The sequence below is a fragment of the Caballeronia sp. GAFFF2 genome, assembly GCF_023631485.1.
GTDB lineage: Bacteria > Pseudomonadota > Gammaproteobacteria > Burkholderiales > Burkholderiaceae > Caballeronia.
In genome coordinates this window covers 105,906-130,731 of record NZ_JALQDA010000008.1, presented here as the reverse complement: position 1 = coordinate 130,731, position 24,826 = coordinate 105,906, and the positions used below count along the sequence as shown (strand labels likewise).

Below are 24,826 nucleotides of genomic sequence, written 5' to 3'. Positions count from 1 at the left end.
CTGGCAAAGTCAGTACGCGCGGCGTTCGACTGGTCGTCCGCGATGAACCAGTTTGCCATCCTGTTTGGAGAGCGTTTCACCAACGCACGCGGGTGACTCCGCTAACCGCCTCGCACACAAAAATGCGGACAGGTTCCTCTTCTGTATCGATGCTGCAAACAGCAAATAGCAAATAGCAAATAGCAAACAGGAGCGCTTGACGCTCCTGCAATTCCACCCTCAAAGATTCCCATCCAACCAGGCAATCCGCCGCGTGAGCCAATCTTTCAGATAAGCTACCTCACCCTGATAAGTACCCTTCACCACCGGATTCGGCCAAAGCTTCTTCCCAAGCACCGGCCACTTATCAAAGTTGCGCTTAGCTGCGCCATTTGCCTGAAGCGCCTGCGCGTTCTCATCGACATAACTCACGATCGTATCGATTTGCGATGCCTTCAGTTGATCCCACCGTGCCCGAACACGCGTCTCGAAGCTCGGATCGATCTGCTTCATGCGTGAAATCCACTGACCATTTGCAACCCACCATCCTTCCGGATACTGCGCGTCGGAAAAGTTAATGTTGCCCGCGCCAATGTCGAAGTCCCACAATGGCCCGAACTTCAATTTGCCGCCGGCATCCTTGTAGAGGTAGATGCTCGCAAAATCCCGCGCATCCTGATTCTTGAAAATCTCGTTGACGAGATACCAGTCGATTAGCGAAGCGACATCGAAGTACTGCTCGTAATTCCCCGAATTGGAATACAACGCGTCTTCGGCCTGCTGCAAATAGTCTTTGATAAAAGCGACCTGTGCGTCCGATGCCGAATCCGGACTGTCGATGCAAAGCGCAATGCCGTGCGTCGTGCGCCAGCAAACGTCTTCGTCCATGCGCTCGTTGATTTCGACCAGGAAGCCTGTGCGCTCGGGCGCGACCGCGTTGTCACTATTGGCGATATTCACGCGGTTCTTGTCCACCCGCACCGACTCGACCACGTCATACACGCCCGCATACTGACCGTTGAGCGTGAGTTCGACGGGAACGTCATGCGGCGTCCACGCCATGCCAAAACGCCTGCCTAGTTCGAACGCCGTGCGATTGCGCAAGAGCGTCTTGTCGAAGTAATTCGCGAGCAGGATCCAGTTCTTGTCCTTCGGCAGCCCAAAAAAACTTGCCTTGCTGTCGAGTTTCAACCGATATGGCTTCTTGTCCGCCGTCCACGTGCTGTTGCCATGGCCCTTTATGCTCGTCCTGCCTGTGAAGGGATCGACATCGTCCGGCCCGGTGATGCCGAGATCGGCGCCGAGATAAACATCTTTATCGACGATTGAAACACGGCCATCCGTATTAATGGACATGGCCGGCAGCGCGGCCGCGGGCGTTGCGCTCTTGCCCGACGGGTCCGTCGTACCCGTGGTATCCGTCGAATCCTTCGAGGGAGCGCTAGAGCCGCCGCCCGAGCAGGCAGCAAGAACGGTGCTGATGAGAACCACCGTAGCCATCGACGCAAGGCTCGGCCGGCTGCGCGTTTTTGCTTTTACAACGAACTGCAACATGATCTTCGCTTCTCTTTCAATGATCCGGTCCCACGGATTGGGCCGCGGATCATATCAAGGCTGCTCGAAGCGTTTGTATCAATAGTTGACCGAAGTCGGGAACAAGCGCCGATGGTCAATAAGCCGATCAAGCCGGCTGTTGCTGATACTGAATCCGGTGCAGATGCGCATACAGTCCTTCCTTGCGCAACAGTTCGGCATGGCTGCCCTGCTCCGCAATTCGCCCGCCTTCCATGACGAGGATGCGGTCCGCGCGCTCGATGGTCGACAAGCGATGCGCGATCACGAGCGTCGTGCGTCCCTTCATCAGCGTTTCGAGCGCGGCCTGCACGTAGCGTTCCGATTCGGAATCCAGCGCCGATGTCGCCTCGTCCAGGATCAGGATCGGCGCGTCCTTGTAGATCGCGCGGGCAATCGCCAAACGCTGCCGCTGTCCACCGGACAAGCGCATTCCGTTGCCGCCGATCAAGGTATCCATGCCATCAGGCAGCGCCTGCACCATATCGATGAGATTCGCCGCCATCAGCGCCGAGAACACGCGGTCGCGATCGGGCTTCTGCCCATAAGCAACGTTCGCCGCAATGGAGTCGTTGAACAGCACGACATCCTGGCTCACCATCGCCATCTGGCCGCGCAGGTCGTGCAGGTCGTAGTCGGTGATCGGCACGCCATCGACGAGCACCTGCCCGCCGCGTGGATCGAAGAAGCGCGGCAGCAGATTCACGAGCGTGGTCTTTCCACTGCCTGACGGCCCCGCGAGCGCGACCATCTCGCCGGGCGCAACCTTGAACGACACGCGGTCGAGAATCATGCGGTCCAGCGAACCGTAGCTGAAAGTGACATCGCGGAACTCGACTTCGCCTTGCGCGCGTTCCAGACGCCGCCCGCCGCCCTTCGGCTCCTCGGGTTCGTCGATCAGGCCGAAGATCAGCTCCGCCGCCGTCATGCCACGCTGCATCGGCTGATTGATGTCAATCAGATGCTTGAGCGGCGAGATAACGAGCAACATGGACGTGACGAAGGCAACGAAGCCGCCTACCGTGGTCTGATCGTTGGTGGACTGCACGACCGCAATCGTGATGACCACCGCGAGCGCGATCGACGCAAGAAACTGCGTGAGCGGCTGCGCGAGGCCGCCGGACACCTGCATGCGCATCGAGTAGCCGCGCAGGCGCTGGCTCATCTCCGTGAAGCGGTCCATTTCGTACGGTTCGCCGTTATGCACCTTGACGACCTTGTAGCCCGCGACGGTTTCCTCAACGACATAGGACAACTCGTTGGTCAGCGTCTGATGCTCGCGATTGAGCCGCCGCAATCGTCGGTTGATCTTGCTCACGAGCCAGCCGATCACCGGCAGGATGACCGCGACGATCAGCGTGAGCCGCCAGTTGAGGATGAACAGATAGCCGAGCAGAAAGACGACCGTGAGCGAATCGCGCACAAGCGTGACGACGACGCTCGATAGCACGCTCAGAATCTGGTTGACCTCGAACACGACTGCATTGATGACCGTGCTGGCCGTCTCGCGCTGAAAGAAGCCGGCGCTCGTGTGGATCATGCGCTCGAACATCTGCAGGCGAAGTTGCAGCAGGATCTTGTTCGACACGTACGACAGAAAATAGCCCGACGCATACTGCGCCGCGCCGCGCACGAGCGCGAGTCCGATCACCGCGGCCGGCACGAGCCATTTCGCGTGATCGCTGCTTTTGGAGCCAAAACCGTGGTCGAGCAACGGTTTGAGCAGCATCGGGATGCCGGCTTCGGTCGCGGCGACGATACCCATCGTGCCGAGCCCGAGCAACACCATGCCCATGAGCGGGCGGATGTAGGGCCACAGGCGCCGCATGACCGCGGTCGGCGACGAACTTTCCGCGCCGCCAATCGGCTTGCGCAAACTACCTTCTCGTTTCAAGAGCGTATCTCCACTTCGCCCGGCGCTTTCCAGCTCTTCCCGCGGCGCTCGTTGGTTACTTTTGTGATTTCTCGTCAGCCGGAGAATGAAACCGGCCGGCCCGAATTCAGCCGATCGGTCCGCGCCCCGGCTTGCCAAGCGGCTCGCGCGCGTCGTGCGTGATGACCGCAAGCAGCACGGCCCAGAAGAGCGCGATGAGCGACGTGCTCATCACGACCGTGAATACATCGATACTCAGTCCGAAGATGATAACCGACCCCGAGACCGCGATCCCGCAATACGCCGCCGTCGACACATCGGGATGCGGCGATTTCCGGTAGCGCAGGAAATACACGAGCGGCCCGAAATACAGCAACGCAAGACAGACCACGCCCGACGCGCCCAATTCCGCGATCGTCGAGAAAAACTCGCTGTGCGCGCGTTGATTGACGACGAGCGGCGATACCTCGCCGGCATCGGCCATGCCCTTGAGCGAATTCTTCAGATGTCCCTTGCCGACGCCGAACACCGGATTCGCCTCGAACAGATGAATCGACGCGGTCCACAACTGCAGCCGCGCGCCGAGCGAACTGTCCGCCGCCGCGCCGTGCGACAGGCGCGCGATGTCGGAGCGCGTCGCCTGCACACGTTCGCGGCCGATCGGCGAGGCGAGCAAGAGCGCCATCGCCAGAACGGCGACGCCGAGCGCGGTCAGCCAGTGACGAGGGTGTTTGATCCAGCCGAAGTTGAGCAGGCACAGTACGAGAAAGAGCGGAATGGCAAGCCAGCCGCCGCGCGTGCCCGACAGATACGACGCGTAAATGCCGCCCACCAGTCCGAGCAGCTTCAGTGCAATGCCGAGGCGCTTCGCCAGCGCGTTCGGATAACGATCCCAGCGGATCGACATCACCGAAAGAAAGCCGAGCAGGAGCGCGGTATTGCCATAGGGAATCGGATTGGTGAAATCGTTGCCGAGGCGATCGAGTTCCGTCACCGTCATGTGGATGGCGCTGTCCACGGCCCAGAAACCCGCGCCGATGGCACCGAGCGCGCAGCCCCAGCCGAGCGCCTTCAGTTGCCGAATCGGCACGTTGACGAGCAGCAGGAAAATCGGCAACGCGAGTGCGAAGCGCGACATGCCGTCGAATTCACGCGGCAGATAATAACCTTCGATGGCTTGCTGCAACGGCAGATAAACCATGAAGCACAGCATGGCCACCGTATAGAGCGGGAACGCGTTGACGAGCAGACCGAGCCTCAGACGAAACGGCTTGCTGAACCCCGCGAAGAGCGCGATGGCAAGCAACACGAAGAAGCAGTAGCCCGTCCCTCCTCGCACGACGAGTGTGCTTGCGGGCGCCAGCAAGACCATGCTGGCGATCATGTAGCGCAGAGTTTTTTCCAAATCGATGAACCTTAAGCGGGATTGACCGGCCGGCCCGGTCGCCTATCCCCAAATCGCGGGTTATTATAGCCGCTGCCGTCTGGCATGAGATTCGCTCTCCGCGAGCGCGCAACGCCGTGGCCAAGACGCGCCGGGCCTTCGAAGCACTCAGAATCGTACATGTCAGGAATATCACAGCCAGAGCAGAACGCGCCGCTCGCGAGTCTCTTGCTCATTACCTTCAATCAGCAGGAAACCGTTGCCGACGCGATTGCCGGGGCGCTCGCGCAAACCTGGTCGCCGCTGGAAATCCTCATTTCCGACGATGCCTCCTCCGACGCCACTTACGCCGTCGCCGAGCGCTGTGTGCGCGAATATCGCGGGCCGCATACGGTGCGGCTGTATCGAAACGAGAAGAACACGGGTATCAGCGCGCATCTCAGTGCGCTCGCGGCGCGCGCATCGGGCGAGATGCTTTTTATCACGGCGGGCGACGATATCTCGCGACCGGAACGCGTCACGCGCGTCATGGAAGTGTGGCTCGCAAGCGGCAAGCGCCACGACCTCATCGCGACCGACCTGCAAGACCTCGATGCCGAAGGCAATACGCACGACATCCTGCGCGTAACGGACCTCGACGACTATCGCTGCTTCGACGACTGGATGGAACGGCGGCCTCATCTGGTCGGCGCGGCGCACGCGTGGGCGCGGCGTCTTTTCGAGGAGTTCGGGCCGATCGCGCCCGGCATCTACGGCGAAGACCAGATCATGGCGTTTCGCGCGATCATGAGTCACGGCGCGCATACGCTGCACGAACCGCTCGTGCTGTACCGGCGCGGCGGGCTGTCGAGCAAGCGCAAATGGCGCACGCCGGCGGAATTCGTCGCGCGTATCAAGCTTGCGAATATCAACGGATCGGGCGAGACGCGTCAGCTCGAAAGCGACGCGGACAAGGTCGGCGTCGGCGCTCGGATGCGCGCAATGCTGGCGCGAAAGTCGGCGCGCGAGCGCTACGTGAGCGCCGTGTTCGGCGACGCGTCGTTGGCGCGCAAGGTCGCGTTGCTGGCTGGATCGAATGAAGTCAGTCCGGGATTTCGCATCAAGATGTTCGTGTATGCGACGTGCCCGTGGCTGCTTTCGCCGTTCTTCTTCGTGAAATGGCATTTGCGCGGCTAGGCTTTTCCAATCGAACGTGACCACGACAAGAATCAGAGGCCGGACTCGGGCAACATGAAATCGCCAACGCTTGGCATCGCCATCATCACCTACAACGCGGCCGCGCGGCTCGCGCAATGTCTCGACTCGGTTTCGTTCGCGGATGACATCGTCATCGTCGATGGCGGCAGCACCGACGCCACCGTGGGTATCGCCCAGGCGCATCGCGCGCGCGTGATCGAAGCGCGCGACTGGCCCGGCTTCGGGCCGCAGAAGAATCGCGCGCTGGATGCGCTTGCCACCGACTGGGTCTTGTCTATCGATGCCGACGAAGTCGTGACGCCCGAACTCGCCGCATCGATTCGAGCCGCCATCGCTCGCCCGCAAGCGGATGTCTATTCGGTCGACCGGTTATCGAGTTTTTGCGGAACGTGGGTGAGACACAGCGGCTGGTATCCGGACTGGATTCCCCGGCTGTTCAAGCGGGGCGCGGCGCGCTTCTCGTCGGATCTCGTGCACGAGCGTCTGGTGCTTTCCACGAACGAGCCCGCGATCAGGCTCAATGGCCGGCTGATGCACTACTCCTACGAAGACTTCGAGACCGTGCTGCGCAAGCTGGACGCTTATTCGACCGCTGGCGCCGTGCAGCGTCATGCGGCAGGCAAGCGCGGCGGTTTCGGGGTTGCGCTTATACGCGGCACGTGGGCTTTTTTGCGAACCTATTTTCTGCGCCGCGGTTTTCTGGATGGGCGCACGGGCTTCATGATCGCGCTCTTCAATGCGCAGACGGTGTATTACCGGTTCTTGAAGCTCGAGCATCTGAACGAGAGACGATAGGCGCCACGGCTTGGCTCAGCGGCTTCAACGACCGCCGCTGATTTCTTCCGCCATCGCCAGCAGCGCATTCACATGCGACGCGACGCTCGCGTCATAACGAACGGCATTGCCCGATACGCGGCGTCGTGAAGCAATTGCCGCAGCGACGACGCGCCGCAGGTCGTCCGCATCGCCAGATTTGAAAACGTGCTTGGCGCTTTCGTCGATGGCATCGCCACAGCCGATGCAGGCCGGAAAGATCACCGGCGTGCCGCACATGACCGATTCGATGCCCACGAGCCCAAACGGCTCGTAGCTCGACGCGAGAATGGTGAAGTCCGCCGCGCGATAAGCGTCCTCGATATTTTTCGCGTAGCCGATATAGCGCACGTTCGGCGCGCTCTTCTCGGGCGCGCGCCCGGCGACGGCGATCACGATCGGCAAGCCTGCGCCGCCGAGCGCCTTCTCGATCAGCGGCAAACCCTTGCGCTCGTGACTGCTCGAAGGAAAGAGCAGCACGATTTCGTCTTCCTTGAAACCGAACCGTTCGCGCAGACGGGCGCGCGAGGTTTCATCGGCTAAGGCGAAACGCGCGCCATCCACGGGCGGATAAAGCACGCGAATCTTCCGTTCGTCGATGCCGTAGAGCCCGCGAAGCTCGTTACGCATCATGTCCGAGTGCGCGACGATCACGCGCGCGTCCCGATACTGCCTGCGTTCGAGCGCGATCTGCCGCGTATCCGACCGCTTTTCGCGACGCCCGGTTGCGCGCAGAAAGCCGATATGCGTGCCTCCGCAGATGGCGATCTCCGAGCCTTCCACGCGATTGCAGCCGATCAGCACGTCGACCCTGGCCTTATTGCGCGCGCGCTTGAGCGCCCACGAAAAATACACGTCGCGCAGCTTGCCCGGCAGAAACGACACCTTGATGCGATGCGCCTCGACGAGCTTGCTCTCCGACAACGACGAGTCGATCTTGCGGGCAAAGAACGCAGGCTTTTGGCGGCCCTCGAAGCCGGCGGCGGCAAGACCGCGCACCAGGTCCATGGCGTAGCGTTCGAGCCCGCCGCTCAGTTTGAGCGCGTTCGCCGAGATGCCGATGCGCATCAGTAGACGATTTCGATTGCGCTGCCCGCGAACTCGCCGCGCAGCGCGGTGATGAGTTCGTCGGTGGGCTTGACGCGCCAGGCATCGCCGAGCCGAACTTCGCCTTCCGCATGCTCGCTGCGATAAACGATGCTCACGTTCAAGCCGTTCGGGATGGGTGCGGACTGGCGCTGCCTGCCGTTTTCGCGCGCGGGCGGCGCCACGGCCGCCGGCGCTTCCGCACCCGCCGCATGCGCTTCGAGCACGCGGCGCAGACGCAAGGAATCCGCGTTGCCGTTCATCTCGACCTTTACCGACTGCGCGTAGCGGCTGCGCGCGCGTTCGAGGTCCATCGCGGTATCGACGGTAAAGCGAATGCCGCCGGTGAAGGCGTCGTTACGCGCCTGACCTTGCACCACGAGCAACTCGTCTTCCTTGAAGAGCGCCTTGTTGGCTTCGAACTGCTCGTTGAACACGGTGACTTCGCACTGGCCGGTGCCGTCGTCGAGATTGACGATCAGCATCTTGCCGCGCTGGGTCATTTGCGTGCGCGTGGTCGAGATCACGCCCGCGACGAGCTTGTCGCGCCCTTCCTTCAGTTCGCCGATTTTTTGACGCACGAAGCGGCGCACTTCACCTTTGTAGGCGTCGAAGAGATGGCCAGACAGATAGAAACCGAGCGCGGTTTTTTCTTCCTGCAAGCGCTTCTTGTCGGACCACATGGGTTCATCGACGAGCTGATGCTTTTCGAGCGGCGCGTCGCCCATGTCGAAGAGACCGCCTTGCATGGCGTTGGCGGCGGCCTGATCGGCGGCTTCCATGGCGAGCGGCACGGAGGCCAGCAGTTGCGCGCGGTTCTCGTGCAGGCAGTCGAACGCGCCCGCGCGGATCAGCGCTTCGACCGTGCGGCGATTCACGACGCGCCGGTCGATCCGCTCGCAGAAGTCGAAAAGATCCGCAAACGGCCCGTCTTCACGCGCACGCAGGATTTCTTCGATTGCGTTCTGGCCGCTGCCCTTCACCGCGCCCAGACCGTAGCGAATGGTCTTCGAGCGCTTGCCGTCCGCTTCGGCGACCGGTTCGAAGCGATACGCCGACTGGTTGATGTTCGGCGGCAGCACGGCCATGCCATTGCCGATGCAGTCCTCGAAGAGAATCTTGACCTTGTCGGTGTCGTCCATGGCGAGCGACATATTAGCCGCCATGAATTCCGCCGGATGGTGCGCCTTCAGCCACGCCGTGTGATAAGCGAGCAACGCGTAAGCCGCCGCGTGCGACTTGTTGAAGCCGTAGCCCGCGAATTTCTCCATGAGGTCGAAGGTGTCGTCCGCCTTCTGCGCGGTGAGACCGTTCTTCGCCGCGCCTTCGCGGAACAACTCGCGATGCACGGCCATCTCTTCGGGCTTCTTCTTGCCCATCGCGCGACGCAGCAAGTCCGCGCCGCCGAGCGAATAGCCGCCGATGATCTGCGCCATCTGCATCACCTGCTCCTGATAGACCATGATGCCGTAGGTCTCCTTCAGGACGGGCTCGACGCGCGGGTCCGGATACTCGACGATCTCGCGCCCGTGCTTACGCGCGCAGAAGCTCGGAATCAGGTCCATCGGGCCCGGACGATACAGCGCCACCAGCGCGATGATGTCCTCGAAGCGGTCCGGCTGCGCGTCCTTCAGCATGCCCTGCATGCCGCGGCTTTCCAGCTGGAACACGGCGACGGTATTCGCTTTCTTGAGGATCGAAAACGAAGCAGGGTCGTCGAGCGGAACCTGCGAGAGATTCCAGTCTTTCTTCGAGGGATCGAGCCGGCGAATATAGCGCTCGGCCCAGTCCAGGATGGTGAGCGTGGTCAGGCCCAAAAAGTCGAACTTGACCAGACCGACGGCTTCCACGTCGTCCTTGTCGTACTGACTGACCACGCCGCCGTCTTCGCCCTGCGTGTAGAGCGGACAGAAATCGGTGAGCTTGCCCGGCGCGATCAGCACGCCGCCCGCGTGCATGCCGACGTTACGCGTGAGCCCTTCCACGCGCTGCGCGAGTTCGAGCAATTGATGCACTTCGTCTTCGTTGTCGAAGCGCTCCTGCAGGGTCGGCTCTTCCTTCATCGCGTCCGCGATGGTCACGTGCTTGCCCGGCTTGAACGGGATGAGCTTGGCGACGCCGTCGGTGAACATGTAGCCGAGATCGAGTACGCGGCCGATGTCGCGCACCGCCGCCTTCGCCGCCATGGTGCCGAAGGTGGCGATCTGCGAAACCGCGTCCGCGCCATATTTCTGCTTCACGTACTGAATGACGCGGTCGCGCCCTTCCTGACAGAAGTCGATGTCGAAGTCGGGCATCGACACGCGTTCGGGATTCAGGAAGCGTTCGAACAGCAGGTTGTAGCGCAGCGGGTCGAGATCGGTAATGCCGAGCGCATAAGCGACGAGCGAGCCCGCGCCCGAACCGCGGCCGGGACCCACCGGCACGCCATTGTTCTTCGCCCACATGATGAAGTCGGCGACGATCAGGAAGTAGCCCGGAAAGCCCATCTTGATGATCGTGCCGCACTCGAATTCGAGCCGCGCGTAATAAGTCTCGCGCTGTGCCTCGCGTTCGGCTTCATCGGGATAGAGCTGCGCGAGCCGCACCTCGAGGCCTTCCTTCGACAACTGCACGAGGTAGTCGTCGAGCGTAAGGCCATCCGGCGTGGGGAAAAGCGGCAGTTTGGGCTTGCCGAGTTCGAGCGTGAGATTACAGCGCTTCGCAATTTGGACCGTATTGGCGAGCGCGGAAGGAATATCCGCGAAAAGCGCGCACATTTCGTCTTGCGTGCGGAAATACTGCTCGGTCGTGAAGCGCTTCTGACGACGCGGATTGGCGAGGATATCGCCTTCCGAAATGCACACGCGCGCTTCGTGCGCGGTGTAGTCGTCGGGCGTCATGAATTGCAGCGGATGCGTGGCGACCACAGGCAACCCGAGCTTTGCGGCGAGCGCGACGGCCTCCTGAAAATAAGCCTGTTCGCCCGGCTGACCGGCGCGCTGCAGTTCGATGTAGAACGCGTTCGGAAAGAGCGCCGACCAGCGTTCGGCGTTGCGTTGCGCGCTTGCCGCGTTGCCCGCCGCGAACGCCATGCCGATGTCGCCCTGCTGCGCGCCGGAAATGGCGAGCAGACCTTCAGCCAGCCCTTCTTCGAGCCATTCGACGAGCACTTCCGCGCGCCCGCGGTATTGATTCGTCAGCCACGCGCGGCTCAACAGTTCGCACAGGTTGAGATAGCCGGTCTTGTCGCGCACGAGCAGGATCAGCCGCGAAGGCTTGTCGCGATCGGCGGGATTGGTGATCCAGACATCGCAGCCGGCAATGGGTTTGATGCCCTTGCTGCGCGCTTCCTTGTAGAAGCGCACGAGGCCGAACGCGTTGGCGAGATCGGTCAGCGCGAGTGCGCCCTGACCGTCTTTCGCGGCGGATTTGACGACGTCGTCCAGCCGCACGATGCCGTCGGCAATCGAGAACTCGGAGTGGACGCGAAGATGAACGAAGCGGGGATCTGACATGACGATATTGTACATGCGGCCCATCGCGAAAACGGCTAAGGGGCGCGCGTTAGCCGAACGGACAAGCCCTCGGCGATTCTCGAAATTGCGCTGGCGCAAACGGCGTGAACGCGGCGGCCCGCGCCTACGAAAAGACCTGCGCCATTTGCGGGATAATACGGAGTTGCGCGGCGTCCCAGCATCCGCTTTTTGCCGCCATTTTTACCGGCTTTGCCCCGTTATCCGATCATGAGCATTCTGAACCTCTCCGCCTACAAATTCGTTTCCATCGACGACAGCGCCGCGTGGCGCCCGCTCGTCACCGAACGCTGCAACGCGCTTGGCCTGAAGGGAACGATCCTGCTCGCGCCGGAGGGCATCAACCTCTTCATCGCGGGGCCGGTGGCGGAGGTGCGCGAGTTCATCGATTACATTCGGGGCGACGCGCTCTTCGGCGACCGCTTCGCCGATCTGCAATTCAAGGAAAGCCTCTCCGCAAAGCAACCGTTTCGCCGCATGCTGGTGAAACTCAAGCGCGAGATCATCACCATGAAGAAGCCCGCGATCAAGCCGGAACTCGGCCGCGCGCCCGCCGTCGATCCGGTGACGCTCAAGGCCTGGCTCGACCGTGGTCACGACGACGAAGGCCGTCCGGTCGTCATGCTCGACACGCGCAATGCCTTCGAAGTGGACGTCGGCACGTTCGACCACGCGCTCGACTACCGCATCACGAAATTCAGCGAGTTTCCCGAGGTGATCGAACAGAACCGTGCCGATCTGGAAGGCAAGACGGTGGTGTCGTTCTGCACGGGCGGAATTCGTTGCGAGAAAGCTGCGATTCACATGAAGGAAGTGGGCATCGATCACGTCTATCAACTCGAGGGCGGCATCCTCAAGTATTTCGAGGAAGTGGGCGGCGCGCATTACTCGGGCGAATGTTTCGTGTTCGACTACCGCACGGCGCTCGATCCGAACCTGCAGCAGACCTCCACTTCGCAATGCTTCGGCTGCCGCGCGGTGGTCAGCGTGGAAGATCAGCAGTCGCCGTTGTACGTGCCGGGCGCCACGTGCCCCGCGTGTCATCCGGATGCGAAGGCCGCCTGAACCTTGAACGAGCCCTGAGATGACTTACCGTGGCCGCTTCGCGCCCTCGCCCACCGGGCCGCTGCACGCGGGGTCGCTCGTCAGCGCGCTTGCTAGTCTTCTCGATGCGCGGGCGCATCTCGGTAGCTGGATCGTGCGAATAGAAGATGTCGATGCACCGCGTACGGTGGCTGGCGCGGCCGACGAGATTCTCGCAACGCTCGCGCATTTCGGCATGCATTCGGACGAACCGCCGGTCTGGCAAAGTCAACGCGACGCGGCTTATCAAGATGCATTCGAGCGCTTGCTTGCCGCCGGCTTCGTTTATCCCTGCGGCTGCACGCGACGCGAGATCGCCGACTCGCTCGTTCATGCGCATGCTCGTCACGCGACGCTCGCTTATCCCGGTACTTGTCGAAGCGGCTTGCATGGCCGTCCCGCGCGCGCGTGGCGACTGCGCGTGCCGGACGGCGACGCGGCACGCGTCGGTTTCGTGGATCGCTGGCAGGGAATACAAACGCAAGATCTTGCGGCCGAAGTCGGCGATTTTGCCTTGAAGCGTGCGGATGGGCTGTGGGCGTATCAACTGGCTGTCGTCGTCGACGACGCTTCAGCCGGCATTACGCATGTCGTGCGCGGCGCAGACCTGCTGGATTCGACCGCGCGGCAGATTTATCTTCAGCGATGTCTCGATGTGCCGACGCCGTCGTATCTGCATGTGTCTGTCGTCAGCAACGATGCGGGCGAGAAACTCAGCAAGCAGACGGGCGCGGCGCCGCTTGGTCGTGACGCGCCGCTGGATGCGTTGGTGCAGGCGGCGCGGCATTTGAGTATCGAAGTGGCCGCCGCCGGTTCGCTCGAGTCGTTGTATGCGGATGCGACCGCGCAGTGGGCGCGTCGGTTCGGGATTATCTAGTGGCGTGCGTTCGCTTTTGAGGGGCTAATCGCTCGCGCCGCGTAAGCGTTCGACTGACGAGTGCGATACGAGATTGGGTCTGTTGTCGCCTCAGAACGTTGGCTGCGGCCTTTAAGTGCTCAAGGAGCGGCACATAAAAAAAGCAACCTAACCGGTTGCCCTTTTCATTCAACACATACCGTTCCCAACGGTTCAACGGCAGTCGCAGAGACCACCGTTTCTCAAAGCTTCATGCGCCAACTCAAGTCGACTTACGCAACGCACCCAACCCGCCAAGCAACGCGGCCAACGGCTGCTTCGGCGCGCTCTTGCGCTCCGGCTCGACGCTTTCCTCATGCCGCTTCACCGCCGAGGGCGAGGGCTCGTAAGGCTTGAGGAAGAATTCGTCCACCGGCTGCTGACGCCCGCGCGGCCGATCATACGACGACCCCGACGTGCGCCGGCGCGGACCCGCTTCTTCCCGCGCGCCATGCCGATGTTCGCTGCGCTCCGGGCGGACCGGCCGCTCGTCGCGCCGCGCGCCTTCACGGCGCACCGGCGTCGCTACTTCGAGCGTCATCACTTCGAGCGGACGCTTGATCAGCTTCTCGATGTCGGCAAGCTGCTTGCGTTCGTTCGCGCTGCACAGCGACAACGCGTCGCCCGACGCACCCGCGCGCCCCGTGCGACCGATACGGTGCACGTAATCTTCCGCGCTGAACGGCAAGTCGAAGTTGATGACCGCCGGCAATTCGGCGATGTCGAGCCCGCGCGCGGCCACGTCGGTTGCGACGAGTGCTTCGATCTCGCCGCGCTTGAACGCGTCGAGCGCCTGCATGCGCTCGCCTTGCGTACGGTCGCCGTGAATCGCGGTGGCGACGATGCCATCACGTTCCAGCACGCGCGCCAACCGGCTCGCGCCGATCTTGCTGTTGCAGAACACGATGACCTGCTTTAATCCGCGCTGGCGGATCAGTTGCGCGACGGCGCCCGACTTGTCGCTCTCGTGCACTTCGAAGACGATCTGCCGCACGTTGGTCGCGGTGGAGTTGCTGCGCGCGACTTCGATGGTCTGCGGATTGCGCAAGTAAGTTGCCGCGAGCTTCTTGATTTCAGGCGAGAACGTCGCCGAAAACAGCAGCGTCTGACGCTCCTTAGGCAGCAGATTCAGAATGCGCTGCAGGTCCGGCAGAAAGCCCATGTCGAGCATGCGGTCGGCTTCGTCGAGGACGAGCATCTGCACCTGGCCGAGATTGAGCGTCTTCTGCTGAACGTGATCGAGCAGACGTCCCGGCGTCGCGATGAGAATCTCCACGCCACGGCGCAACGCATCCGACTGCGGATTCATGTCGACGCCGCCGAACACCACCGTGCTGCGCAACGCAGTGTGCTTCGAGTAGGTCTGCACGTTGGCGGCGACCTGATCGGCAAGTTCGCGCGTGGGCGTAAGCATCAGCGCGCGCACGGGATGGCGGGCGGGCGAGGCGCTCGTATTGGCCATCGGCAAAAGACGCTGGATGATCGGCAGCGAAAAACTCGCGGTCTTGCCCGTGCCGGTCTGCGCCGCGCCCATCACATCGCGGCCCGCGAGCACGACGGGAATGGCCTGCTCCTGGATCGGCGTGGGCGTGGTATAGCCGGACTCGCTCACTGCCTTGAGGATGTCGGCGGCCAAGCCGAACTGATCGAACGTAGGCGCGGTGGACGGGTTCGTGGCGACGGAATCTGACATGGTGACTATTGGGCTTTCGCTAAAAATCCGCTTGAAGCGGTGCGTAAGCGGGCGTTCGGTCGATTACGCGTGAGTATTTCGGTGACGCGGAGGGTTGTCCGCGCAAGCATTTGTGCGCGGCGCTTGCCATGCACTTGAAGCGCGCCGGGCAGGAAAACGAGCGCCTGACGCAGATTCGGCCGATGGTCGCGGCCTGCGGAACGCCGCAGGTTCGGGCACAAGGCCCGCTGCGATGGAACACGGCTTCGATGACGCCTTCAAGGCGGCCGACGCACGCTCAAGTGGAAGGCCACGCGAACCGATGCGAACCACGACGCTGCAGGGCAAAAATCTTAGCCGGAAAGCCGCACATTGTAGCATCCGGCGTCGATCCGCCCCTTTCCGCGCTTCATGCGACAGAGGCGCACGACGTGGGCCGCGCTTACTTGTTGTGCGCCTCGCAATCGGCCAGTAGCGGCGGCGAGTCCTTGGCCGCCATCTCGTCATAGAGATTGGCCTGCGGTCCCTTGGTCCACCACGTATATTGATCCGCGACGTATTTGGCCCCGGAACCCGCGATCACGTTGACGAACAGCAGTTTGCGGCCATCCACCGTCAATGCCGCGAAGCTCTGGTGATTGCGTGCGTTGGTGTATTGCACCGACACGCTCTTGCCATCCTTGCAGTCGTAGCGCGTGGTCTGCGTCGAGGCGGTCTGGATTTGCGGCACGGTGAGCGGCATCGCGCGCGCGGTCGTGGCGACGGAAGACGCCATAAGAAGCGCGGCCGAAAGTACGAGAGATCGTTTCATCATCGGGTCCGGAAATCGTGGGAAGCGGCTCGGCGAGCCTTGATGGATGGCCCGAAGATCATGGATCGATCACGTCCGCGCAGGCGTCCGTGGGCGCGGCCGCGACATGGCCGACCACCGGCACGATCTTCAAACCCGCTGACGCGATCCGGCACGGAGCCGCGGCCAGCCCGCAGCCCGAAAGTCCCGCGCACGCCACGATCAACGCGGCCATGATGATTCGCTTCACTATCTTCTCCCTGCCATTTGCAGGCGATGGTCAGCCCGGTCGACTCGATACGGGCTTTACTTTCGACGCCGCCAGCTTCGCGCGCTCACGCGCTTCGCCGGTATCGACGCCAGTAGCGAGCGCGACGCCCATGCGCCGTTTCGCGAAGCTCTCGGGCTTGCCGAAGAGGCGCAGATCCGCGCCCGGCACCGCAAGCGCTTCGGCCACGCCTTCGAAGGCGATACCCGCTTCGTCGAGGCCGCCGTAGATCACCGCCGATGCGCCCGGCGTTTGCAGCGCGGTATCGACGGGCAAGCCGAGAATGGCGCGCGCGTGCAATTCGAACTCGGAGAAACGCTGCGTGGCGAGCGTCACGAGACCCGTGTCGTGCGGACGCGGACTGACTTCCGAAAACCATACGTCATCGCCGCGCACGAAGAGTTCCACGCCGAAGAGGCCGCGTCCGCCGAGCGCGGTCGTCACCTTTGCCGCGACATCGCGCGAGCGGGCGAGCGCGACGGCGCTCATCGCCTGCGGCTGCCAGGATTCGACGTAGTCACCCGCCACCTGCACGTGGCCGATAGGCTCGCAGAAAAAGGTCGCCGTCTCGCCGGTCGCGGGGTCGGCCGCGCGCACGGTGAGTTGCGTGATTTCGTACTCGAAGTCGATGAACCCTTCCACGATCACGCGCCCGTGGTTCACGCGCCCGCCCGCCATCGCGTAGTTCCAGGCGGGCTCGACATCCGCGTCGCTTCCGAGCACGGATTGTCCCTTGCCCGAGGACGACATGACGGGCTTCACCACGCACGGAAAACCGATCTTCGCGATCGCCGCCTTCATCTCTTCGAGCGACTGCGCGAACGCGTACGGCGAGGTCGGCAAGCCAAGCGTCTCGGCGGCCAGGCGGCGAATGCCTTCGCGATTCATCGTCAATTGCGTGGCGCGCGCGGTCGGAATCACGGTGGCAATGCCAGCGGCTTCGATGTCGGCGAGCGCGTCGGTGGCGATTGCCTCGATCTCGGGCACGATCAGATGCGGCGACTCTTGCTCGACGAGCGCGCGCAGCGCCACTGCATCGGTCATGTCGATGACATGCGCCCGGTGCGCGACCTGATGCCCCGGCGCGTTCGCATAGCGATCCACCGCGATCACCTCGACGCCGAGCCGCTGCAACGCGATGATCACTTCCTTGCCGAGCTCGCCCGCGCCGAGCAACATCACGCGCGTGGCATGCGCCGAAAGCGGCGTGCCGATGCGGCGCTCGACGTCGGTCGCGGCATTCGTGCCGGTAGCGGGGTCGCGTTGCGAGTCGGTGTGCATGAGTGCTCCAGAAATCGGATTCGGTGGCGCCTGTTGCTCGAACATTCGATGAGGCGAGAATGGCCCGGATGTTAACACGCACCGCTTAGTGCAACAGCTCTGCCATTCGGTCTATTGACAGGCGCCAAGAGCAGTATGACAAGCGGTATCGCTGCTCAGTTGCAAGGCATTCGCGTGCTTTTCGAAGATCGTCGACGGGAGGAAAGCGCTGCCGATCATTTTGTTGCATCGAGCGCTGGACAAATCGTAGGACGAGTGCGATACCCTTACGGTTTCGCCAGTTTCAGGACTCCCCGATGCCCACGCACTTCATCCGCACACCGTCTACGTCGCCGCTTTTTCGGGGAGCGCCGGCGTGGCTCACACGTGCATCGCGGCGCGCCGGTGTGCTGCTGCTCGCCACGGGTTTCATCGCCGGCTGCGCGCTCCCCAAGCATCCCGACACGAGCGCGCCGCCCACCGATCCCTACAATCCCGCCGCCACGCAATTGCTCGACGACACGCAATGGCAGCTCACGCGGTGGACCGATGCAAGTGGCAAGCCGCGTGCGCTTCCTCAGGACGCGGGCGGCGCGCAGCCCATCACGCTCGACTTTTCGACGGCGAGCGGCCATCGGCGCGCGAGCGGCTTTTCCGGTTGCAACCGCTTCGCGGGCGCCTATGACCTGAAAGACGGCAAGCTCACGTTCGGCCCGCTCGCCGGTACGCGCATGGCTTGCGTCTCCGGCACGGGCGGTGCGTTGGAGCAGCCGTATCTGGATGGACTCGCACATGTCGCCAGAAGCGGCGTTCAGATGAACCCGCCGCCAGCGTTGCAACTGACGCTCGCCGATGGACAGGTGCTCACGTTCGCGCCGCGGCCCAAGTAAGCGCGAGGTGTTGCGTGCTTGCGCCATACCTATCGGCGCACGCCGCAACCGTTAAACTGCCTGGTTGAACGCGCATGCGTCCGAAGCCGGCAGCGAGTCTGGTCCTGTCTCATACGTCTCACCCAACATTGGTTCTATCTCTAGCATGCAAATGGTAGTTCTCGGCTGGTTCGGTGCATCAGTCGTCTGGATCCTTCCACTCCTCTGGCGCATCGTGAAATCGGTGCTCCCGAGCGGCAGCGGACTGCGCGGCCCCGGCACGATCCGGCTGTGGGTCGGCTTCTTCTGCGTATTGCTGTCGAGCAGCGTGCTCGAAGGCCTGCTTGCAAGTGGCGTCGAAACGCAGGCGAATATCAATCGCGGTGGTCGGGCGCTTGCCTTGCTTCTCGTCAATCTGGCTTATCCGGCTGGCGCGATTGCCGTTGCGGCCCTCGTGCTGGCAATGTTCGCGCCGTGGCTCGTCGAGTTCTCGTGGCGCTCGGTGCTGATCTGGTTCGATGAAGCGTTCGGCTTCGATTTGCCGAAGAGCTGGCTGACACCACCCGAAAAAAACGAGCGCGAACCGCAGCCGAAGAAGGAACGCCGTGGGCGACGGGATGCATCCGGCTGGTTCGAGCGTCGTGCGCGCGACAAGAACAAGACGACGCGCGAGATCCCCGTGCGCGGCATCGGCGCGGATCGTTTCGATGCCTCGTCCGTGCGCGTGCCGCAGGATGAGCCCACGCTCGGTTTGCCGACCGGCAAGCAACGCGGACGCTATCGGCGGCCTACCGCGTGGCGTCCCCCTTCTATCGGCAAGAGCGGCGCGAATCGCGATCAGGCGTCAGCGAGGAACACCGCGTCGACCAACTATGCCGCCGTGCGTCTCAGCCGATCCGCGTTCGAAGCGGAGAGCGCGTCCGGTCGGCCGATGCCCATCGAGCCGGTCGCGCCCGGTGGATGGTTGAATCCGTCCACGCAGCCGCGTGCCTCGGTGTCGCCGGGGGCGCGGCCGGCACAAGGCGCGAATGGCCCGACAGCGTCGGCGCGAACTTCCGCGGGAATGGCTGCGGCTTCTGCGTCGCGCAGTACTGCCTCATCGGTTGCGGTCGAGCCGCGCGGGAATGTTTCTCGGGCGGGTGCGGCTCCGGCTGCTCCGGCTGCATCGGCTGCACTGGCCCGGGGCGGCACCGCTTCAGTATCGGCAGGAGGCAATGCACGCGGTCCGATGCCCGCACAAAGTAGTGCGGGGCAGACTTCGCCCGGGCTCGTGCGGCGCGCGCCGCCCGCTCGTCCGACCGCAACAACGGCCACGCGTGACTTTGCTGGGCGTTCGCTGCCAACGCCCGCCGACGCGCTGGCGCGTTCGGCACTTTCGCCGCTCGAACCACCTCCACCGCCCGAGTCCGTTCAGGCGACGCTGCGGTCTATCGAGGAGAACGCCGCGTTATGGACGTCGCTCGCCGGAACGGGGCTCGCGCGTGAACCTGAAGCGATGGTGGCGGATATGGCCGCAGCGTCTGGCTCGCAAGTCGCATCGCAATCTGCGAGCGACGCCATAACGCGAGCGCCAACGAGTACGGAACCTGTCGACTTCTCTCCGAAGCCAGCGGACACGTTGATCGATGGCGGTCTGAACGCGAACAGCGCCATTTCAGACGATGCCACCTCCGTTGGGGCAAGCACGCTTGTTTTCTCACGCATGGGAGCCAACGTTGCGTCGCAAGCGCCGGCAGCGGTTTCGTTGGACGCGCCCGCAACGCCCGCTACGCCACCGATTCATCGCGAGTTCACGCCGGAGCACGCCGAGCCTGACTTGGTCGAGCCAACGCGTCACACCGAAACACCTACACCGCCGTGGTTGGACGAGCCGTCATCGTCGCCGAGATACGAGCCACCTCCTCTGCCGTCGTTCCTGCCGATGGACGAGCCGCCGCCGCTCGCGGACACATTCGACGATGCTCGCGATCAGCCCGCTCCGTCTGCTGCGAATCCCGTGCGAAACGCGACGGCATTGCCTCCCGACGACACATTCCGAAGCACATCCACGTTGCCTGGCGACGAAACCGGCCAAAGCGCACCCGCGTTGCCGCGCGACGACACCGTGCGGCACGCGCCCGCGTCGCTTCGAGACGAATCGATCCAAAGCGCTTCGACGTCTCCCGTCCACGAGACCGCGCGCGAGGAAGCCCTCGACGCGCCGGAAAAGCCATCGAACATCGTGCGCTTCCCCATCGCCGTCCCGCTGCAAGAGGCCGAAGCCGAAGCGCCACCCGCCGCAACAACGTCGCCAGCAAGCGCCCCGCGCCCGCCGGTACGCGGCTTCGCGCCTACCGAATTCGAATTCCACGCGCCGCACGCATCCGCAGTTGAATTGCCCACGCTCGACCTTCTCGAACCCGCATCCGAAGACGCCGAACCCGTCTCCGAACAGCAACTCGCCGAAACCGGCCAGCTAATCGAACAACGGCTGCAGGAATTCAAGGTGCCCGTCACGGTTGTCGGCGCGTCCGCTGGCCCCGTCATCACGCGCTTCGAAGTGGACCCGGCGCTCGGCGTGCGCGGCAGTCAGATCGTCGGCCTCATGAAGGATCTATCGCGAGGCCTCGGTCTCACGTCGATCCGCGTCGTCGAAACGATTCCCGGCAAAACCTGCATGGGCCTCGAACTGCCGAACGCAAAACGCCAGATGATCCGTCTGTCCGAGATTCTCGAACAGGACGTGTACCGCGCATCGAAGTCGAATCTCACCATCGCGATGGGCAAGGACATCGTCGGCAATCCGGTCGTCACCGACCTCGCCAAGGCGCCGCACATGCTGGTCGCGGGCACGACGGGCTCCGGCAAGTCGGTCGCGATCAACGCGATGATCCTTTCGCTGCTCTACAAGGCGACGCCTGAGGACGTGCGCCTCATCATGATCGACCCGAAGATGCTCGAACTGTCCGTGTACGAAGGCATTCCGCATCTGCTCGCACCCGTCGTCACCGACATGAAGCTCGCGTCGAACGCGCTCAACTGGTGTGTCGGCGAAATGGAAAAGCGCTACCGGCTGATGTCGGCGGTGGGCGTGCGCAATCTGCAGGGCTTCAATCAAAAAATCCGCGCCACCGAAGCGGCCGGCAAGAAGCTCACGAATCCGTTTTCCTTGACGCCCGATGCACCCGAGCCGCTATCGACGCTGCCGCTCATCGTCGTGATCATCGACGAACTGGCCGACCTCATGATGGTCGCGGGCAAGCAAATCGAACAATTGATCGCGCGTCTTGCGCAGAAGGCGCGCGCGGCCGGCATCCACCTGATTCTCGCGACGCAGCGGCCTTCGGTCGATGTCATCACGGGTCTCATCAAGGCCAACATTCCGACGCGCGTGGCGTTTCAGGTGTCGTCCAAGATCGATTCGCGCACGATTCTCGATCAGATGGGCGCGGAATCGCTGCTCGGCGCAGGCGACATGCTGTTCCTGCCACCCGGCACCGGCTACCCGCAACGCATACACGGCGCGTTCGTCGCGGACGACGAAGTGCATCGCGTGGTCGAATATTTGAAGCAGTTTGGCGAGCCGGAATACGAGGAAGGCATTCTGTCCGGGCCGACGTCCGAAGGCGCGTCGCCAGACCTGTTCGGCGAAACGCCCGAGGCCGAAGCCGACCCGCTCTACGACGAAGCCGTCGCGTTCGTGTTGCGCACACGGCGCGCGTCGATTTCGTCGGTGCAGCGGCAACTGCGTATTGGCTATAACCGCGCGGCGCGGCTTGTCGAGCAGATGGAAACGGCCGGGCTCGTCTCCTCGATGGGCAGCAACGGCAATCGCGAGGTGCTCGCACCGCCGGGCCCGGCCGACTAAGCGTTTTTACCAGAGCCGCAAGCGGCGCAACAGGAAGATCGTGATGGCGGCGCAGCCCGCCATCACGCCGACCACCACCCAGAACGAAGCGGGATTGTGCGTGCCCGGCAAGCCCGCGACGTTCATGCCGAAGATGCCCGTCACGAGCGTGGCGGGCAATAACAACGCGGACATGATCGCGAGCCACAAGAGCTTGCGGTTGATGTCCTCGGAAAGCAGCGCGGCGATTTCGTCCTGCAAGAGTTTGGCGCGCTCGTAGAGTCCTTCGAGCCCGCCGCCCAATCCGTTGAGCACCTGAATGGCTTGCACGAGCGCTTCCATCGAGCGCGGTTCGGCCCATTCAAGCCGGCGCGTCACGAGTTGCGTGAGCGCGTTACGCTCGGGGTCGATAAAGCGCTTGACCTCCACCAGCCGCCGCCGCACCACGCCGAGTTCGACGCGCCAGTTCGAATGGCCTCCTTCGAGCACGCCCTCTTCGACATCGTCGAGACGGTCGCCGATTTCATCGATACGGTCCGCGAAGGTCTCGTTGAGCGCGCGGATCAGACCCGCGAAAAGATCGACGGTATCGCGGAACATCGCGCCTTCGAGCACGGCATGACGCAGCCGGTCGGTCGACTGCAAGGGACGCGCGCGCACCGTAATCATGCGGTTGCGGTCGACGTAAAAGCGCAATGCGCCGGTCGCGCGAATCGCCTCGCGTGCGCCCGGCTCCGCGCCCGCGGGCGTCGCCGCGACGAGCTCCAAGTCGGCGACGACGCCGTACATGAAATTCGGTCCCATGTGCACGCGCGGACGTTTGTCCTCGCCGTTCAGAAATTCGCGCGCGACATCGGGCATGGAACTCACGCCTTCGAGCCAGCCTTCGACGGTATCGTCGTTGGCCGAGAGATGGAGCCACGTCGGTCCGTCGCCCGTGATCGCATCGCGCGCTTCGTCCCACGAAAGCCGCAGCGCCTGGCCGCCCGCAAAGCGAAACGCGCTGATAAAGCCGGGCGGCGCCGCTTCGTTCTTGTCAGGCTGCGGGCCCGGTTCGGGACGCCCGGCGCGGCCGGAAGTGTAAGTCGTGTTCAATCTTGCTTTCCCTGCAATTTCCGTTGTCTTTCGATTTCATCAGGATACCTTTCGGTTCCGAATGCCAGGCTGCGCGAGCCGACGCAGCATCGTACTAGAACTCGTGGCGGACCCGGAAGAACACAACGCCGCCGTTGCCATCGGTTGCACGGGCCGCATGAGAAGCGCGAAGACCGTGCACAGAGATGAAACCGTGACGGCTTCGCGTGTCGGTCACGTGACGAAAGCCTGGAACGGACCATTGCCGCGATCGACAACGCACCGCGCAAAACTTCTCAAGACGGCGAGACGAACTTGAAATCGACCGGCGAGCCGATAGAAAGCCGCTTCGGATCCGATGCCAGTTCGCCCGATGCCGGATCGCGCCGGAAGAAGAACGCGCTGTCGCTGTCCTGATTGCCGACGATGAGCCAGCGCCCGCTCGGGTCGATCGCGAACTCACGCGGCGTCTTGCCGAGCGTCGGATATCGTTTCAAGAGCTTGAGATGGCCGTTGTTCGGATCGACCGCGAACGCGACGAGCTCGTTCGCGTCGCCACGATTGGTCGCATACAGAAAGCGTCCATCGGGCGACAGATGCACCGCGCCGCCGCCGATCTTGCCTTTGAAGCCGGGCGCGGTCATCGGCACGCTCTGCGTTTCGCTGAGTTTGCCGTCGCGATAGAAAAAGACGAGCACCGACGCGTTCATTTCGGTCGTGAGATACGCATGCTTGCCGCCGGTATCGAAAATCAGATGCCGTGGGCCCGAACCAGCCTTGATCGGCGTGTAACGCGCATCGGTCGGACCGAACAGGCCGCGGCTGCCATCGGGCGTGTAGCGGTACGCGAACACCTTGTCGACGCCCAGGTCTTGCGTAAAGAGATATTTGCCATCGGGCGAGAACACGGTCGAGTGAACGTGCGAGTTGTCCTGCCGCCCTTTCACGGGCCCGTTGCCTTCGTGATGCACCGTCAGCACGGAGGTGCCGACGTGACCATCGGCGTTGATCGGAAACACCGCGAAGCTGCCGCCGGGATTGGCGGCCACCGAGTAATTGGCTGTCAGCAGATATTTGCCATCCGGCGAGAGCGCGAGGTAACACGGGTCGTTGCCATCCGCCGACACGCGGTTCAAAAAGCTCAACTGGCCGGTTGCGCGGTCGAAGCGAAACGCGCTGATGCCGCCGCGTTGCGAAGCCGGGCCGTTGTCGCCGGGCAGTTCGTTCACGGCATACACGTAATTGTGATCGCGACTCACGACGAGATACGACGGGTTCACCGTCTGCGCCGACGCGACGCGCGTCAGTTCGCCATTGCCGGTATCGAAGCGATAAACATAGATGCCTTCGCTCTTGCCGCCGCCCGTGTAAGTGCCGATGAGCAGATCGAGCACCTCGCCGCCCGATGAAACCGCAACGCCACTGGCGCCCGCGGCCGGCGTCGCGCTTGCGGGCGTCTGCGCCACGGCATGCGTGGCCGCGATCGACAGGATCAACGCGAAACCCCGGGCCCACCTACGCGGCTTGAATGAAGCCAAGAGCGAACTCGTGAGCGTATTCTGTAGCGGGCGCGGCACTTGCGACGTGCGTCTCGCCGCGACGGCGGACAACCGTTCCGGCAACGGATGGCTCGGGTGCATGAAAGCTCCTCATCGTCTTCTGATGCTTGT

General features: G+C 63.1%; 17 protein-coding genes. 6 read left to right on the top strand and 11 right to left on the bottom strand.

Going from position 1 to position 24,826, the window contains the following annotated elements; genetic code table 11:
* Positions 1-219: 219 nt before the first annotated feature.
* From NCT04_RS05385 to NCT04_RS05375, 3 genes are all read right to left on the bottom strand, one after another.
* Positions 220-1,479 (bottom strand): CotH kinase family protein, encoded by a 1,260-nt coding sequence (locus NCT04_RS05385; RefSeq protein WP_250464200.1) that lies wholly within the window; start codon positions 1,477-1,479, stop codon positions 220-222.
* Between the two features lie 181 nt (positions 1,480-1,660).
* The gene (msbA, locus tag NCT04_RS05380; protein WP_370652127.1) at positions 1,661-3,379 is read right to left on the bottom strand and encodes a lipid A export permease/ATP-binding protein MsbA; all 1,719 of its coding nucleotides are present in this window, start codon (positions 3,377-3,379) and stop codon (positions 1,661-1,663) included.
* A 172-nt stretch (positions 3,380-3,551) separates the two neighbouring features.
* Positions 3,552-4,829, bottom strand: coding sequence for an O-antigen ligase family protein (locus NCT04_RS05375; protein ID WP_244827528.1), 1,278 nt, complete (start codon positions 4,827-4,829; stop codon positions 3,552-3,554).
* 159 nt (positions 4,830-4,988) lie between these two features.
* Between NCT04_RS05375 and NCT04_RS05370 the strand changes: the two genes are divergently transcribed.
* On the top strand, positions 4,989-5,984 hold the full coding sequence (locus NCT04_RS05370) for a glycosyltransferase family 2 protein (RefSeq protein ID WP_250464198.1): 996 nt from the start codon (positions 4,989-4,991) through the stop codon (positions 5,982-5,984).
* Positions 5,985-6,038: 54 nt separating this feature from the next.
* Positions 6,039-6,800, top strand: coding sequence for a glycosyltransferase family 2 protein (locus NCT04_RS05365; RefSeq protein ID WP_250464196.1), 762 nt, complete (start codon positions 6,039-6,041; stop codon positions 6,798-6,800).
* 24 nt (positions 6,801-6,824) lie between these two features.
* Here NCT04_RS05365 and NCT04_RS05360 read toward each other — a convergent pair whose 3' ends face one another.
* Positions 6,825-7,886 (bottom strand): glycosyltransferase family 4 protein, encoded by a 1,062-nt coding sequence (locus tag NCT04_RS05360; RefSeq protein WP_250464194.1) that lies wholly within the window; start codon positions 7,884-7,886, stop codon positions 6,825-6,827.
* Complete coding sequence (gene dnaE / locus NCT04_RS05355; protein WP_404989029.1) at positions 7,886-11,416, bottom strand: DNA polymerase III subunit alpha; 3,531 nt, start codon at positions 11,414-11,416, stop codon at positions 7,886-7,888. The genes NCT04_RS05360 and dnaE overlap by 1 nt, the downstream gene beginning before the upstream one ends.
* 213 nt (positions 11,417-11,629) lie before the next feature.
* Between dnaE and NCT04_RS05350 the strand changes: the two genes are divergently transcribed.
* Together NCT04_RS05350 and gluQRS are read left to right on the top strand one after the other, a co-directional pair.
* Positions 11,630-12,484, top strand: coding sequence for a sulfurtransferase (locus NCT04_RS05350; protein WP_250464190.1), 855 nt, complete (start codon positions 11,630-11,632; stop codon positions 12,482-12,484).
* A gap of 19 nt (positions 12,485-12,503) precedes the next feature.
* Entirely contained in the window at positions 12,504-13,379 is an 876-nt protein-coding gene (gene gluQRS, locus NCT04_RS05345) for a tRNA glutamyl-Q(34) synthetase GluQRS (RefSeq protein WP_250464188.1), read from the top strand.
* A 241-nt stretch (positions 13,380-13,620) separates the two neighbouring features.
* Here gluQRS and NCT04_RS05340 read toward each other — a convergent pair whose 3' ends face one another.
* The 4 genes from NCT04_RS05340 to purT form a co-directional block, all read right to left on the bottom strand.
* Complete coding sequence (locus NCT04_RS05340; RefSeq protein WP_250464186.1) at positions 13,621-15,090, bottom strand: DEAD/DEAH box helicase; 1,470 nt, start codon at positions 15,088-15,090, stop codon at positions 13,621-13,623.
* Positions 15,091-15,511: 421 nt separating this feature from the next.
* Positions 15,512-15,880 carry an MliC family protein gene (locus NCT04_RS05335; RefSeq protein ID WP_250464215.1) on the bottom strand — a complete coding sequence of 123 codons (369 nt, stop codon included), beginning with the start codon at positions 15,878-15,880 and terminating at the stop codon, positions 15,512-15,514.
* A 58-nt stretch (positions 15,881-15,938) separates the two neighbouring features.
* Positions 15,939-16,094, bottom strand: a complete 156-nt coding sequence (locus tag NCT04_RS05330; protein WP_309845184.1) for a DUF6726 family protein — start codon at positions 16,092-16,094, stop codon at positions 15,939-15,941.
* Positions 16,095-16,139: 45 nt separating this feature from the next.
* Positions 16,140-17,408 carry a formate-dependent phosphoribosylglycinamide formyltransferase gene (purT, locus tag NCT04_RS05325; protein ID WP_244827520.1) on the bottom strand — a complete coding sequence of 423 codons (1,269 nt, stop codon included), beginning with the start codon at positions 17,406-17,408 and terminating at the stop codon, positions 16,140-16,142.
* A gap of 296 nt (positions 17,409-17,704) precedes the next feature.
* On the opposite strand from purT, the gene NCT04_RS05320 reads away from it, so the two are divergent.
* Positions 17,705-18,277, top strand: a complete 573-nt coding sequence (locus tag NCT04_RS05320) for an META domain-containing protein (protein WP_250464184.1) — start codon at positions 17,705-17,707, stop codon at positions 18,275-18,277.
* 145 nt (positions 18,278-18,422) lie between these two features.
* On the top strand, positions 18,423-22,103 hold the full coding sequence (locus NCT04_RS05315) for a DNA translocase FtsK (protein ID WP_250464182.1): 3,681 nt from the start codon (positions 18,423-18,425) through the stop codon (positions 22,101-22,103).
* A 6-nt stretch (positions 22,104-22,109) separates the two neighbouring features.
* Here NCT04_RS05315 and NCT04_RS05310 read toward each other — a convergent pair whose 3' ends face one another.
* Together NCT04_RS05310 and NCT04_RS05305 are read right to left on the bottom strand one after the other, a co-directional pair.
* Entirely contained in the window at positions 22,110-23,177 is a 1,068-nt protein-coding gene (locus NCT04_RS05310; RefSeq protein WP_244827518.1) for a transporter, read from the bottom strand.
* 275 nt (positions 23,178-23,452) lie between these two features.
* On the bottom strand, positions 23,453-24,796 hold the full coding sequence (locus tag NCT04_RS05305) for a lactonase family protein (protein ID WP_502800654.1): 1,344 nt from the start codon (positions 24,794-24,796) through the stop codon (positions 23,453-23,455).
* Between the last annotated feature and the right edge of the window lie 30 nt (positions 24,797-24,826).